Raw genomic sequence first — 14,845 nt, forward strand, 5'->3', positions numbered from 1 at the left:
GCAGCCTCTTTCTTCATTATTATTTATGACTTTTTAATGATGGTTAGTTCTTTATTAAGGGTATACAGCATTTTTTCATTAAATTGTTCTGATGCCAATTCAGACATCGTATCAACGGTCATAGTCTGTATCATTCCGAACATTGGATGATCTTCAATGCCGGCTAAATACTTATCAAGCACTGCCTTCGTTTCTTCATTTTTGAAAAGCTCTTCAAAGGTGCAGCGTGTTGAATACACATCATCAGTGATATGTATTTCTCCTACAACAACATCTTCTACTCCTTCTGGCATTTCAAACCAGTTAGATACGGAGCCGCCTTCGTCTTCAGGCGCTTTATAGCTTTCATTTGGTTCATTCACTTTATTGAATCTAGCGACATCTTCAAAGCGGTTACCTTCTCGGTTAGCGATTGCTTTAATCTCATTCATTCCATCATGTAAAGCAATGTTTTCAAAAAGAAAGATTCGATCATCACTTATTTTGGTAGATACTTCCGTTCCATTTACATAAAGGGTGACTTCCTCACAGTTCGAGTACACTTTCACATTGATTTCATTATCTGCTCGATCGACAAATCGTTTGCTTGTAATATGCACAAATTTTTCATCTGACCAATTTGCTTTATACATATAGAAAGCGTCCTTTTTAATCTTTCGATCGTACGTAATTAACCCTTTGTTGTTTCTTCCTTTTACGCCACCTTCGTCTCGTATATTGGCACCGAAATCAAACATGTTCCATACATAGGTTGACCAAAGGAAGGGACGTTCTGCGAATATTTTCCAAACGGTTTCATGATATAACGCATGATATTCTTCCGTGTAGTCTTTTACTTTTGGATCATTGCTGTGATATTGCAAAATCCCTTCTGCCCCGTACTCAGATATCCCTAATTTCACAGTCGGATTCGTCTTATGAAATCTATCAAGCCAGCCGGCAAAATCTTCAGCCACACCGTTGTACCAGCCATAATATTTATTATAACCAACGATATCTGTCATATAATTATACTCATCTTCGTCTTTCACGAACATCACATTGGCCATTGTCGTTAATCTAGTCGGATCTTCTTTTTTCGTTAACTCATTTAATTCTTTCACAAGTTTTCGAAGTTCTGGTCTTTCTCCGCTAATTTGAATTTCATTTTGAATCCCCCAGAACATAATGGATGGATGGTTAAAGTTTTGTCTAATGAGTTCAATCATTTGTTGTTTGGCATTTATACCTTCTAATTCCGTTTTTGACATGACAGAGATAAATGGGATTTCAGCCCAAACAACCATCCCTTCTTGATCACATAGATCATAGAAATATTGGTCATGTTGATAGTGCGCTAATCGGATGGAAGTCGCTCCTACCTCTTTCATTAACTCCATATCTTCTATATGTTCTTTTTCTGTAATCGCCCAGCCCATATCTTTTCGATCTTGATGTCTTGAAACACCATTTAAAGCAAGATGCTCTCCATTTAAGAAGAATCCTTTATCCGCATTCACTTCAAAGTATCTGACACCAAATGGAATGGAAAGCTCATCTACCGTATCATTAAAACTAGTCATTGAAACTTTGGCTTCATACATATAAGCATTTTTTCGGCCATTCCATAATATTGGGTTTTCGATGACAACTGACATTTCTTCGTCTCTCGTTTCACCTGATGCAAGTACGACTTCTTTGGCTGCATAAGCAACATGTTGACCTTCAGCATCTAAAATATCTGCCCACAGTCTTACTTTTGTCTCTTCATCACGATCATTTGTTATCTTTGACTTAATTGTGAGTAAAGCTTGTTCTTCGTTTACATCATCTTGAATCACATAAATTCCTTTTGAGCCATAATCCATTAAGTCGAAATGAACATGATTCGCTATCACTAGATTAACATCGCGGTAAATCCCGCCGTAAAATGTAAAATCCGCCATTTGAGGATATACGTCATCCACAACTGTATTGTCCACTTTGACAGCTAGCGTATTCTTCGTTCCAAATTCAACAACGTCACTAATATCAAATCGAAAAGTAGAATACCCACCTTTATGCTGTCCCATATGCCTGCCATTCACATATACATCCGTAATGCTGTTAGATCCTTCGAATTCAATAAATACTTTGTTTCCTTGTGCCAAAGTATTTAAGACAAACTCTTTTCTGTACCAACAAGCCCCTTTATAAAAATCAAATCCATTTGCGCCATCAATTGCGTTCCACGTGTGAGGAACATGAACGGCTTCCCAATTTTCATCATTATAAGCTTGATCCATTGCGTTTGCTTCATCTTGCTTTATAAATTTCCATTCGCGATTTATATTCATTATTTTTCTCATCGTTTTTCCTCCTCGTTTTGTCTTCTCACTGCCGGCATGATGACAAGTTAATCGTCTCCAAAACGACTAACAGATATACGAAACGGTCTTGTTTCTTCCTTCTATCATTTGAATGCGCTTAAATTCATTATAGATGATTGTTCTTATTAAAAATCGCACTATTTTGACTAGACTAGCACATATATAGCTTTTTAACGCGTTGACGATTATAATAATAGCCATAATGAAACGGAAAGGTGATCGTATGTTGGAAAAACCAAAATTGGATGTTAACGATTTCAGTAAAGTATGTACGATATTGAATACTATTACTAAACTGGATGTTCGGTTCATTGATAAGGATGGGAATGCTCTTTTACAACTAGTGAATCATGACATTCCAGCCGTGCTGCAAAACGTCGATCATGAGTATCTTACAATTAATGAAACATTAAGGATAAATAAATCGAATAGCTACTATTACTATATAAATTCCTATGGTCTTGAGTATATTGCCGCGGGTCTATGGAAAAACAGATCTTTCTCTGGTTTCATTTTAATCGGTCCTTTTCTTTCGAGTATACCGGTTATGGACTTTACGAGTGATATGATCGCTAAAAACAGACTGCCTGTCAGTGAACGAAGACAACTCCAAGAATTCTATACATCTTTAACCGTTCTAAGCAGCAATGCTTCTAACAGCATCGGAGATTTACTTGTTAATATGTGTATACACCCTCATGTTGACTCACAACTCATCACCTCTGATATCGTCACACCAGCACAAAACAAAGAGGTGCTAAAAACCACTATTGCTGAAAGTAAAACTATTATTGAAATTAGATATACCTATGAGAAGCAACTAATGAATGCGATTGCAAGAGGAGATAAAGAGGAAATAGCCCATATCTCAAAAGAAAATAGCGGTCTCTTAACTATTTCTGATCGAATACCCGAAAGCCCGATTCGATCCGCTAAAAATATATCATTGGTTTTGAACACACTGTGTAGAATCGCTGCTGAAAGAGGAGGCGTTCATCCCGTTTATATTCACATGATTTCAGAAAAGTTCGCTATTTTAATTGAAAGAGCCCCGAATCTGCCTTATTTGAAAAAATTAAGTACCGTCATGATGAATGAATATTGTGATGTTGTAAATGAATTTTCGACACGTCATTATAGCCCTATTGTGAAAAAGGCTATCGATTATATTCATTTAAATATAGAAAATCCTTTAACACTTCATGATATTGCAGCAACCATCCATGTGAACTCTTCCCATCTTTCACGCAAGTTTAAGGAAGATACCAATATGAATATCATTGATTATATTCATCAAAAAAGGGTAGAAGAAGCAAAGTTGTATTTACAAAGAGGAAATCTATCGATTACAGAAATTGCTTTTATGGTCGGTTTCAATGATTTAAATTATTTCAGTAGAGTGTTCAAAAAAATGACTTCCTTAACACCATCCCAATATATCAAAAATAAAAATAGCTAAAACGATATTTCTTGAACTATCAAAAAATATTGAATATGTCTTTGTGATTACCTTCTACGTCTTTCAAAAATTTGATAATATATTATTAAGTCATAGAGAATCTCTTTTCTTCCACTTTCTATGTAGACATTTTCGTAGTGGCTCAATCTTAAATTATCAAATATGTAAAGTATAATATCTACATAAAGGAGAAAAGCAATGCAGAATAAAAACAAAACTGTTGTCCGTTCAATGGATATTTTAAATTTATTTATAGACCATGCACAATTAACATTCCAAGAAATTATTGGTTTATCTGGCATTCCGAAAACATCTGTCTATCGTATGTTAATGTCTTTAGAGGAGATGGGGTTTTTAGAGAAGGGGGCAGATTCAAAATATCGATTAGGTTTAATGTTTCTTCATTTCGGTCAATTAGTTTCTTCCAGGCTTGATATTCGGCAAATTGCCTACCCTATCATGCAAGAGCTGCATGATGATGTAAATGAAGCCGTTAATCTAATTGTTAAACAAAATAATGAAGCGATGTATATTGAAAAAATCGATACGAATCAAAAAGTTCGATTATATACGGCAATTGGCAGAAGAAGCCCTTTATATGCAGGAGCTTGTTCTCGAGTTATTTTATCTTTTTTACCGAGTCTGGAAATTGATAAATACATTGAATCGATTGAACTACAACCTTTTGCGATGGGAACGATCACCGATGAGGAACGTTTATATAAAACGATTAAACAAGCTCAAAAAGACGGTTACACGATTAGTCATTCTGAATTAGAGAATCATACGTCTGCCATCGCTGCTCCTATCTTTGATCATAAAGGTGACGTGATTGCTGGCATTAGTATTGCTGGTATTGAAGCGAATTATCAAAATGAAAATATACCTCTTTTCGCAGAAAAAGCTAAGCGGGCAGCGGAGCAAATTTCTGAACGGTTAGGATATATCAAAGCATAAAAAAACATCCTCTATTCACCTGTTTTTCAGAAATAAATAGGGGATGTTTTCAGTTTAGATTTCTTCTATGTCTAAACTATGTAATTCAAGAAAATTCGTGTTAAAGTTGCCGCTTAAAAACACTTCATGTTGTAAAAGGGCTTTATGGAATGGAATCGTTGTTGAAACTCCTTCTACAGTAAATTCATCTAAAGCGCGAATCATTTTCTTGATTGCTTCTTCTCTTGTGTTGCCATGTACAATTAATTTTGCAATCATTGAATCATAAAATGGCGGTATATTATATCCTGCATATACAGCAGAATCAACTCGAACCCCAAAACCGCCTGGCAAATTATATTCTTTTATTTCTCCTGGTGAAGGCATGAAGTTTTTGGCTGGATTTTCAGCATTAATTCTGCATTCAATCGACCATCCAGTCATGGTTACATCTTCTTGCTTCATTTGTAATGGATAACGGGAAGCTACTCGAATCTGTTCTTTAATCAAATCGACTCCAGTGACCATTTCTGTTATCGGATGTTCTACTTGAATACGAGTATTCATCTCCATGAAATAGAATGTATCTTCTTTGTAATCATATATAAACTCAACTGTACCAGCACCCATATAATCAACTGCTTTTGCCGCTAGAATTGCCGCTTCCCCCATTTTTTCTCGGGTTTCGGTCGAAATAGCCGGGGATGGAGTTTCCTCTATTAATTTTTGCATTCTTCGTTGAATCGTACAATCACGTTCGCCTAGATGTATGACATTTCCATATGAATCCGCCATGATTTGAATTTCTACATGACGAAAGTCTTTGATAAATTTTTCTAAATAAACTCCTGGGTTTCCAAAGGCCGTTTCAGCTTCTTGTTGTGTTACTTCTATCCCTTTTTTTAATTCCTCTCGATCATGTGCAACACGTATTCCCTTTCCACCGCCGCCTGCTGTCGCTTTAATGATCACTGGAAAGCCTATTTTTTCGGCAATCTTTAAACCTTCCCTATCATCTTTTATTATTCCATCTGAACCGGGCACGATCGGAACGCCAGCTTCCTTCATCGTATCTCTAGCTACATCTTTGATGCCCATTTTTTGAATAGCTTCTGGAGAGGGGCCGATAAATGCAATATGGCAGTCACGACATAATTCAGCGAAATCGGCATTTTCTGCCAGAAATCCATAACCAGGATGTATTCCATCGACTCCGGTTATCGTTGCAATACTTATGATATTAACGATGTTAAGATAGCTTTCTTTTGACGGAGCACTACCTATACAATATGCTTCATCTGCTAGCTTTACGTGAAGCGCCTCTTTATCTGCTTCAGAATAGATGGCAACTGTTTGTATATCCATCTCTTTGCATGCCCTAATAATCCGAACGGCTATTTCCCCGCGGTTGGCAATCAATACTTTCTTAAGCATGTCAGCCACTCACCTTTACCATAAACAACGGTTGTCCAAATTCAATGATTTGTCCATCTTTAGCTAATATTTCGATTATTTCTCCATCCACCTCTGATACAACTTCATTAAACAACTTCATCGCCTCTAACACACAAACGGGTTGGTTCTTTTCAATTACTGATCCTACTTGAACAAAAGGTTCTGCGTCTGGATTCGAACGTGAATAAAACGTTCCAACCATAGGAGACTCTATTCGATGAAATCCGTCATCTTCATTTGACGAAGGCTGTTCGGATTCCATTATCGTTTCATCTGTCGTAACCATTTGGGCTGCTTGAGATACTCGTTCTGCCAAATTTATTGTCACATTCGACGCATTGCGTTTTTGAAAATATAATTTTATATCTTTGTTCTCTAAATTAAGTACATCTACAGAAGACTGCTCAATATAGTCAATTAATTCTTTGAACTCATTTACTTTCATTATGTCATTCCCTCTCATATGTAAAGTCCTTTAAAGCGGATGCCTGTTTTTATCTCATTTATTATTTGTTCTTTCTTTAATAATTCACTCTCTGCTTCTTTATGTGAAATTTCCTTGAAATGTATGTTGGCGGTCGGTTGTAACTGCGCCATACTCGGCAAATCAGCCGAAATAATTTGAGCGATTTTTGGATAACCACCTGTTGTTTGACGGTCCGCCATTAGAATAATTGGATTTCCGTTTGGGGGTACTTGAATAGTTCCGTGTGTGACGCCTTCAGATAGTAATTCAAATTCCTTTGCTAAAGAGAGCGGAGGACCTTCCATTCGATAGCCCATCCGATCGGCTTGAGTCGTTAATGTATACGGTTCATTAAAAAGTGTTCTTTTACTTTTTTCATCGAATCGGTCAAACTCCGTGCCTCTTATTACTCGTATCGTTTGAGTTTGCTGTAAATTGATGAGCGCACCATAATTGACTGTCCACGTAAAATCGCTATTTCTCTTATTTAATTGATGAAACAACGAAGTACTGAATTCATTCATTTCACCACATTCGATGACATCCTCTTTTTGCAAAGCTCTGCCTTTAAATCCGCCTATTCCCGCCCGGAGGTATGTGCTTTTACTTCCCATTACTTCTTGAACAGCGATACCTCCAGCGAAAGCTACATATGCCCGGCATCCTTTTAAAGGAGATTTGAATTGCAATACAGAGCCTTTTCTCACTAATATAGGCCGCCACGTTGGTGCTTTTTCGCCATCAATCGAAGCAAGTAAATCGCCGCCTGTTATCGCGATTAACAGATCTTTTTCAAATCGAAGGGACGTACCTAATAATGTAACTTCTAGAGCTCCTTCATTTTCTTTATTCCCTACTAGTAAATTTGCCACTCTTAGCGAATATTTATCCATCGCTCCACTAACAATGACACCATATTGTTGAAAACCGTATCTTCCTAAGTCTTGTACACTCGTCAGCAGTCCTTGATTAAGTACTTTTACAGTCATTACTTTCTCTCCTTATACGTGTGATATTCTTCAGGAGAAATTTGGACAAATTTAATCTTGTCTCCAGCTTGCAGCAATGTCGGCGGTGAAAGATCTGGACGAAATAAATCTAACGGAGTACGCCCAATAATCTGCCAGCCTCCAGGTGTTTCTAACGGATAAACACCGGTTTGTTTTCCGGCTATTCCAACTGACCCGGGTGCAATCGATAACCGGGGCGTTTCTCTACGAGGCGTTGCAATTCTTTCATCCATTCCCCCCATAAATGGAAAGCCTGGAGCAAACCCTAACATATAAACTAAACAATCACTTTGAGTATGTATTCGAATCACATCTTCTGGTGATATCTTATGATACGCTGCTACATCATCTAAATCAGGGCCATATTCACCGCCATATAAAACTGGAATCTCAACTAGTCTTGCTTCAAATTTTTGTGTGTCATCAATATCCTGAATTAATTCATTTATATTCGAGCAAACTATTTGAAAAGAAGTCAATGACGGCTGATTATTTGCAAGGTTATCCAATTGTGTATGATGCACTAATACCGGATCGTAATGGATTGTAATATTATTAAAAGCTGGTACGGATTCAATAAAACCATCAAAAGGATAAGTATTCAACAACATGGATAACGCTTGAACTTTTTGGTGAATAGACGGGCTTATTCCCTCGCCAAGCTGGACAATTAGTGCGGAATCACCTAAAGGTTTCATGATGACTTCAGTGGAACAATGACTCATTTTCAACACCTCCATGGTTTCAAAATTCGGTACCATTGTTCTTAAAAATGGACTACTCAAATTATAATTATTAAAAAATAAAAAAACAAGTGTGGAAATTTCAAAAGTAGCTCATTTCGGTATTTTCAATAAATTCGATAATGGTGTCTATTCAGACATTTTTTTTTATGATAAAATAAATTTGCATTTCAAAACTACTGTTCCTTAATTCGGAACTTATTATGTTTTTATCTTGTAAACGCTTACCTTTATTTAAAAGTGGGCAGGAATCTAACTAAACTATTTGGAGGGGAAAAGGGTGCTTAAAGTAGATTTGAATTGTGATTTAGGGGAAAGTTATGGGCGATATACACTCAGTGAACAACAAGAAATATTGAAATATGTAACATCAGCGAATATTGCGTGTGGTTTTCACGCAGGCGATCCGAGGGTGATGAGGGAAACGGTCAAGCTTGCCATTGAAAATAACGTGAAAATTGGTGCCCACCCCGGTTTGCCGGATTTAAATGGATTCGGACGCCGCGAAATGAAAATTACACCGCAAGAAGCATATGATATGGTTGTTTATCAAATTGGTGCTCTTCAAGGGTTCTTATCCACATGTAATGAAACGATGCAGCACGTTAAACCACATGGAGCTTTGTACAATATGTCAGCAAATGACCCTAAGCTTGCTGAGGCTATTGCCCAGGCGGTATATGACATTTCACCATCTTTAATTTTATTTGGACTTGCTGGAAGTGAGTTGACGAAAGCAGGAGAAAAGATCGGCTTACGGACAGCACACGAAGTTTTTGCCGATCGTACATATCAATCTGATGGTGCGTTAACTTCTCGTTCACATTCTGACGCTTTAATAACAGATGAAGAACAATCGGTATCACAAGTCGTCAAAATGGTGACAGAAGGAAAAGTCACTTCTCAACAAAACACGGAAGTTTCTTTAAAAGCAGACACCGTTTGCATTCACGGAGATGGCGAACATGCACTTGCTTTTGCGAAGTATATTAAAGAAACGTTAGAAAATAATAAGATTGTTGTTTCATCAATTATCGAATAGAATGGGGACACCTTTATGACAGAACAGAAGAATGGAGCAGTTAAAGCTAAAAAGAAAGTAAGTAAGAGTGTTTTGCTTGGTGCCGCTTTTTTAATGGCGACATCATCGATTGGCCCTGGATTTCTAACGCAAACGACGGTATTTACTCAGCAATTGGCCGCAAGCTTTGCGTTTGTTATTTTAATTTCATTGCTTTTAGATGTTTTTGCTCAAATGAATGTTTGGAGAATTATTGCCGTATCAGGATTGCGTGGACAAGAAATTGCTAACAAGGTTTTACCCGGACTAGGTGTGTTTTTAGCGGTTATTATCGTCATAGGCGGTCTGGCATTTAATATTGGAAATGTCGCCGGAGCAGGCCTTGGATTAAATGCCATGCTTGGAATGGATCCTATTATAGGTGCGATTATTAGTGCAGCATTTGCTATCTTTATTTTCGTATTTAAAGAAGCTGGTAAAGCAATGGACAAAGTGGCTCAAATCGCCGGTTTCGTTATGATCATCTTAATGGTGTATGTGGCATTCATTACATCGCCACCTGTTGGAGAAGCAATTGCTAATACGTTCGTTCCTGAAAAAATTAGTATATTTGCCATCGTAACACTCGTTGGTGGAACGGTGGGAGGATACATTACATTCGCTGGCGGGCATCGTCTGTTAGATGCGGGGATAAAAGGGGTTGAATCATTACCTGAAGTGACGAAAAGTTCTGTAACAGGTATTGCAGTTACAGGTGTCATGCGTGTCGCATTATTTTTAGCTGTTCTCGGAGTTGTGTCTCAAGGTCTTGCCATTGATCCAGAAAACCCTCCAGCTTCAGTGTTCCAACTTGCTGCAGGTGATATCGGTTATCGAATGTTTGGTGTGATTATGTGGGCAGCTGCCATTACGTCTGTCGTAGGTGCCGCTTATACATCTGTTTCCTTTATTCGTTCGTTCAGCCCAGTAATCGAAAAGTATCATAATTGGATTATTATCTTATTTATTTTAGTATCAACTGTAACGTTTGCTTTAGTCGGACGACCGGTTAATATTTTATTATTAGTTGGAGCTTTGAATGCTCTTATTTTACCAATAGCATTAGGGACGCTTTTAATAGCTGCTTACAAGAAAAATATCGTTGGGGATTATAAACATCCACTATGGTTAACGATTTCAGGCGGATTCGTCGTAGTCGTCATGGGGTATTTAGGAATCATGACATTAATTGAACAAATCCCATTACTTTTTAAATAAGAAATGATGATTTCTAAAGGGGGTCTACACATGTTAAGTTACGAATATATGGCTCCAAATGAAATAAGGGAACTTATCCGTAAACAAGACATTACGGGGCCAACTGCTGGTATGTCAAAAGGATTTACACAAGCCAATTTAGTTATTTTAAAGAAAGAATATGCCTTTGATTTCTTGCTTTTCTGCCAGCGAAATCCGAAACCATGTCCTTTATTAGATGTGACAGAACCTGGCTCTTTCCATCCGAGTAAAATTGCTAAAGAAGCTGATATTCGAAAGGATATTCCTAAGTATCGAATTTATAAGGATGGGATTTACACGGAAGAAGTGACAGACATAACAGAGTATTGGGAAGATGATATGGTCGGCTTCTTACTAGGGTGTAGTTTTACATTTGAAACACCACTCATTGAAAGTGGTATACCTATTCGACATATCGAAGAAAAATGTAACGTTCCTATGTATAAAACGAATATTCCATGTGAAAAAGCAGGTGTATTTGAAGGGCCAACTGTTGTAAGCATGCGTCCAATGTCGCATGAAGATGCCATTCGTGCCATTCAGATTACAACTCGCTTTCCTTCTGTACATGGGTCCCCTATTCATATCGGTGATCCAAGTCAACTTGGCATTACCGATATCTCCAAACCTGATTTCGGTGATGCAGTCACTATTAAGGAAGGCGAGATTCCGGTATTTTGGGCTTGCGGTGTGACACCTCAAGCAGTTGCTTTACAAAGCAAACCTTCACTTATGATTACCCATGCCCCTGGCCATATGTTTATTAGTGATGTGCGGGACGAAAAACTTAGTGTTTTATAGAATGATCCAATAATTGTCCTCTAGTCTGCGCAACAATATACTCTCTAGTTGGATAACCAGCCATTTTTCTATTGTGCGCGGAAGGATTGTTCGTTTTATACTGGAACAAAAAAGTCCGAAGAGAAGTTGAATGTCTCTCCGGACTTTTTTGTTTGTTATACGAAGCAGTTTTTTCATCATGGTGTTAATAAACGTAATCTGCGATAAATAACACCATTTCTCCACATGTAAATCATTTGTCGTCATTTAATGATGATGACCCTGACTTCCCTCTTGAACTTGAATTTGAGGTTCTTCTTTAAGCGCGTTTAGTTCCTCTTCCGAAACAGTTCCTACAACGAATTGTTTCTTTGGCATGACATGCATGCCGCGGGCTGTCACGTGGGTTTGAACATAATATACCCCGTCTTCTTGAAATGTTTTTTTGACGCTATAGATTCCCTCTTTTTCATGCTCCGCTTTAACCATTTCACTTTCTTCTTTGCTGTTTGCTTTCCATATTTCAAATTGAACATCATCTGCATCTTCTACGCTTTGCTTATCTTGCGTTAATTGAACCTTCAGCATACTTTCCTCGTTTAGAGAGATCTTTTCTGGTAAAAGAATTTCCACTTCTACTATTTTAGGAGTAGAAGTCGTAGTATTGGATTGATCGGTGTTTGCTGTACAGGCTGAAATAAAGAGCAAAACGAAGATCAGTGCCATGCTTAAAATTATTTTTTTCAACTTATTCCCCTCGCTATCTTAACCTATCCATGCTTTTAATGGTTTTATTTTTGGCAGGACGAAACGATCCAATAAAAAGATAATGATAATAGAAATCCCTACTAATGGCATAATGATGCCCATCACTAACATAATAAAGAATACCGTTCTCGTTACCTTCTTATCTTTTGATTTGGCTGGTGATCCTAACTTTCCTTCCGGTTTTCGTTTACGCCACATCATGAACGAACTCATCACGACACCGATGAGACCTAAACAAACGATAAGACCAAGAATTTGATTGGCTAAACCGAACAGTTGCCCCTCATGAAGAGCGATTCCAAGTGAAACCATTTTTGCCCCAAATCCAAAATCTTGAAAACGAACATCGCTCAAAACAGCCCCGCTGTATTGGTCAGCGTGCACAGTGGCTAAGTCTTTAGGTGTTTCTGAAGTTGAAATCGTATAGACTCCTTTTTCACCTTCTGGAAACGATATGGTATACGGCTTTTGAATGTTTTCATTACTTGCTATGTGAGTCACTTCTTCCAGCGTTAAAGGAACATATTCACCTACTGATGAAGAAGGAACGGGTAATTTCTCATTTGCCCATGGAACATCCTCTGCGACATCTTCCGTATACGTAACGGATTCCGGTTTTTCTCCCCAATCATAGGCAAATGGAGGGGCTACCGCCAATTTCCCAATTTGTTCTCCCATCACGCCTGACCATGGAAGTCCAGTTGCAATTAAAATCAAAATACCTGCAGATAACCAGAATGCTGGCACGGCATGCATATCCCGCCAAAAGATTCTACGGTTTTTTGTAAACCTCGGCAAGATGGTTCCCCATATGGACGCTTTATTTCTTGGCCACCAAATATATAATCCAGTAATCAGTAATATAACGGCCCAGCATGCCGCAAGCTCCACCAACCGATTGGCGAATGTACCGCCAACAATTAATTCACTATGCAGTTTTTTGAATATTTCTGTGAACTTTTCTTCATTGTTTAATGAACCTGTTATTTCTCCGTTATAAGGGTTGATAAAAACAGAAAGAGCTTGTTCATTTTCCATTAAGCCAATTTCATTTGTGCGAGAAGGATCATCGTACGTTTTAAATGAGGAAATAGTAGCCTCAGGGTAGCTTTCCCTTATTTTTTCTATTTGGGCAGAAGGTGCGACCGTAGATGCGCTTTCTTCTTGAACATAATACAAATCTTTATAAAGCACAGATTCAATTTGCGGTTTAAATAAATAGACACCTCCGCTAAAGGCGAGAATGATCAAAAATGGAGAAAAAATAAGGCCCGCATAAAAGTGCCACCTCCAGACCGTTTGATAGAGGGAGGCCCTTGTCCGTTTTTTCGTTGGTTTTTCTTGTTCTTGACTTAATTGTTCTAATTTTATCGCTTCCATTTGATTTGCTCCTTTTTATTTTTTGGATTGGAAATATGGTTTTATCCTTTTCATTTCTTTTTTCAAAATGGTAGATCCTATCACCAAATCTTCTGTGTTGATTATGTTAAAAAATGTTTCACTTGTTGTATCTTCATAAGGCAACTCCTCCATTTTTTTTAAACAACGCTTTCATCCCTGTTTTTAAACTTTCTTCACATTCCCATTCTCTCGTTGCTGTACCTGTCTTTTAGCTATTAGGCGAATGCTTTTTTTGTTTCTTGATTATAAGCGGAACAGATCTTGTCGAATTGTAAAAAACGGTTCTACCTGACTTTTTATAACATTTATCAACACCAAAAGAAGGGGATTATGACTCTGATCGTGTCGTTATCCTGAATGCAGAAAGCTGAAAGAGAAAAAACAGGCACCCCAAAAGGGATACCTGTTATTTGAACAAGTTATATTTTTTCATAAAAAAAGACCTCACAGGTGCCATGAGGTCTTTGAAGCTTGGTTAAGTACCGCAGTCGAAATATGCACCTAATAAGAGGATGCCCTCATAAGAAAACATTTAAACCTTTTTTCGCCTTAAAAGAAGGATCTATTTTATGGAAAAAGGGAATGAACAGTCTCTTCCACTTGATTTAACATTTCTTTATAGGCTTCATCCTCTACTTGACCGACACCTCCAAAAAATAAATGATCGACAGGTTCAATCCCACAAAAGTCGAAAATCCCTATGTCTGAGGTGATTTTTAATCCAGCCGTCATCCCCATCTCATCGTACACTTTATTCGAATAATCATGTGTATTAATGATAAAGCCTTTCTTGCCTGTCAATAACGGAACGTTTCCTTGTTCATCTACTGAATAGGCAAAATCGTAGGCAAACACACGATCGACGTATCCCTTTAAAATAGCAGGAAGACCCGTCCACCAAATCGGATAAATAAAGGTAATGACATCCGCTTTTGTAATAAATGCTTGTTCCGTTTTAATATCTTCCGGTGTTTCTCCCGCTTTCATCGCTGCCGTATCTTCCGGTTTCAAAACAGGATAAAAATCCAGTGCATATAAATCACGAACCGCTACTTCGTGGCCGTTTTTCTTTAAGGCACGGACTGCTGATTCCAAGATAGCGTGATTAAAACTGTCCGCGTATGGATGTGCATACACAATGAGATGATTCATTCAAAAACCTCCACCTTTTTTACTTTTC

13 protein-coding genes are annotated in these 14,845 nt (G+C 37.7%); 5 read left to right on the forward strand and 8 right to left on the reverse strand.

Annotated features, from left to right (window positions below; all coding sequences use genetic code 11):
• Positions 1–23 precede the first annotated feature (23 nt).
• The gene (locus ACZYRN_RS10720) at positions 24–2,327 is read right to left on the reverse strand and encodes a glycoside hydrolase family 2 protein (RefSeq protein ID WP_488911565.1); all 2,304 of its coding nucleotides are present in this window, start codon (positions 2,325–2,327) and stop codon (positions 24–26) included.
• A gap of 244 nt (positions 2,328–2,571) precedes the next feature.
• On the opposite strand from ACZYRN_RS10720, the gene ACZYRN_RS10725 reads away from it, so the two are divergent.
• Positions 2,572–3,807, forward strand: coding sequence for a helix-turn-helix domain-containing protein (locus ACZYRN_RS10725; RefSeq protein ID WP_488911566.1), 1,236 nt, complete (start codon positions 2,572–2,574; stop codon positions 3,805–3,807).
• 198 nt (positions 3,808–4,005) lie between these two features.
• Positions 4,006–4,764, forward strand: a complete 759-nt coding sequence (locus tag ACZYRN_RS10730) for an IclR family transcriptional regulator (RefSeq protein WP_488911567.1) — start codon at positions 4,006–4,008, stop codon at positions 4,762–4,764.
• 54 nt (positions 4,765–4,818) lie between these two features.
• On the opposite strand, the gene accC is transcribed toward ACZYRN_RS10730, so the two are convergent.
• Genes accC through pxpB form a run of 4 tightly spaced genes read right to left on the reverse strand, consistent with a single transcriptional unit; the run spans position 4,819 to position 8,399 of the window.
• Positions 4,819–6,177: an acetyl-CoA carboxylase biotin carboxylase subunit gene (gene accC, locus ACZYRN_RS10735; RefSeq protein ID WP_488911568.1), complete on the reverse strand. Its 1,359-nt coding sequence runs from the start codon at positions 6,175–6,177 to the stop codon at positions 4,819–4,821.
• A gap of 1 nt (position 6,178) precedes the next feature.
• Complete coding sequence (gene accB, locus ACZYRN_RS10740; protein WP_488911569.1) at positions 6,179–6,643, reverse strand: acetyl-CoA carboxylase biotin carboxyl carrier protein; 465 nt, start codon at positions 6,641–6,643, stop codon at positions 6,179–6,181.
• Between the two features lie 14 nt (positions 6,644–6,657).
• Positions 6,658–7,653, reverse strand: coding sequence for a 5-oxoprolinase subunit C family protein (locus tag ACZYRN_RS10745; RefSeq protein WP_488911570.1), 996 nt, complete (start codon positions 7,651–7,653; stop codon positions 6,658–6,660).
• Positions 7,653–8,399, reverse strand: coding sequence for a 5-oxoprolinase subunit PxpB (gene pxpB, locus ACZYRN_RS10750; protein WP_488911571.1), 747 nt, complete (start codon positions 8,397–8,399; stop codon positions 7,653–7,655). Before pxpB ends, ACZYRN_RS10745 begins: the two co-directional genes overlap by 1 nt.
• A 298-nt stretch (positions 8,400–8,697) precedes the next feature.
• On the opposite strand from pxpB, the gene ACZYRN_RS10755 reads away from it, so the two are divergent.
• From ACZYRN_RS10755 to ACZYRN_RS10765, 3 genes are read left to right on the forward strand one after another with little or no spacing between them, the layout of a single operon-like run.
• Complete coding sequence (locus ACZYRN_RS10755) at positions 8,698–9,459, forward strand: LamB/YcsF family protein (RefSeq protein ID WP_488911573.1); 762 nt, start codon at positions 8,698–8,700, stop codon at positions 9,457–9,459.
• Between the two features lie 15 nt (positions 9,460–9,474).
• Positions 9,475–10,695, forward strand: a complete 1,221-nt coding sequence (locus tag ACZYRN_RS10760; protein ID WP_488911575.1) for an NRAMP family divalent metal transporter — start codon at positions 9,475–9,477, stop codon at positions 10,693–10,695.
• A gap of 30 nt (positions 10,696–10,725) precedes the next feature.
• A complete protein-coding gene (locus ACZYRN_RS10765; protein ID WP_488911577.1) occupies positions 10,726–11,517 on the forward strand; it encodes a putative hydro-lyase in 792 nt (263 codons plus the stop codon).
• A gap of 246 nt (positions 11,518–11,763) precedes the next feature.
• On the opposite strand, the gene ACZYRN_RS10770 is transcribed toward ACZYRN_RS10765, so the two are convergent.
• The 3 genes from ACZYRN_RS10770 to ACZYRN_RS10780 form a co-directional block, all read right to left on the reverse strand.
• On the reverse strand, positions 11,764–12,243 hold the full coding sequence (locus tag ACZYRN_RS10770; protein ID WP_488911578.1) for a FixH family protein: 480 nt from the start codon (positions 12,241–12,243) through the stop codon (positions 11,764–11,766).
• Between the two features lie 18 nt (positions 12,244–12,261).
• Positions 12,262–13,644, reverse strand: coding sequence for a PepSY-associated TM helix domain-containing protein (locus ACZYRN_RS10775; protein ID WP_488911580.1), 1,383 nt, complete (start codon positions 13,642–13,644; stop codon positions 12,262–12,264).
• Positions 13,645–14,232: 588 nt separating this feature from the next.
• The gene (locus ACZYRN_RS10780; protein ID WP_488911582.1) at positions 14,233–14,817 is read right to left on the reverse strand and encodes an NAD(P)H-dependent oxidoreductase; all 585 of its coding nucleotides are present in this window, start codon (positions 14,815–14,817) and stop codon (positions 14,233–14,235) included.
• Positions 14,818–14,845: the final 28 nt, after the last annotated feature.

This window comes from Domibacillus sp. F004 (assembly GCF_057814295.1).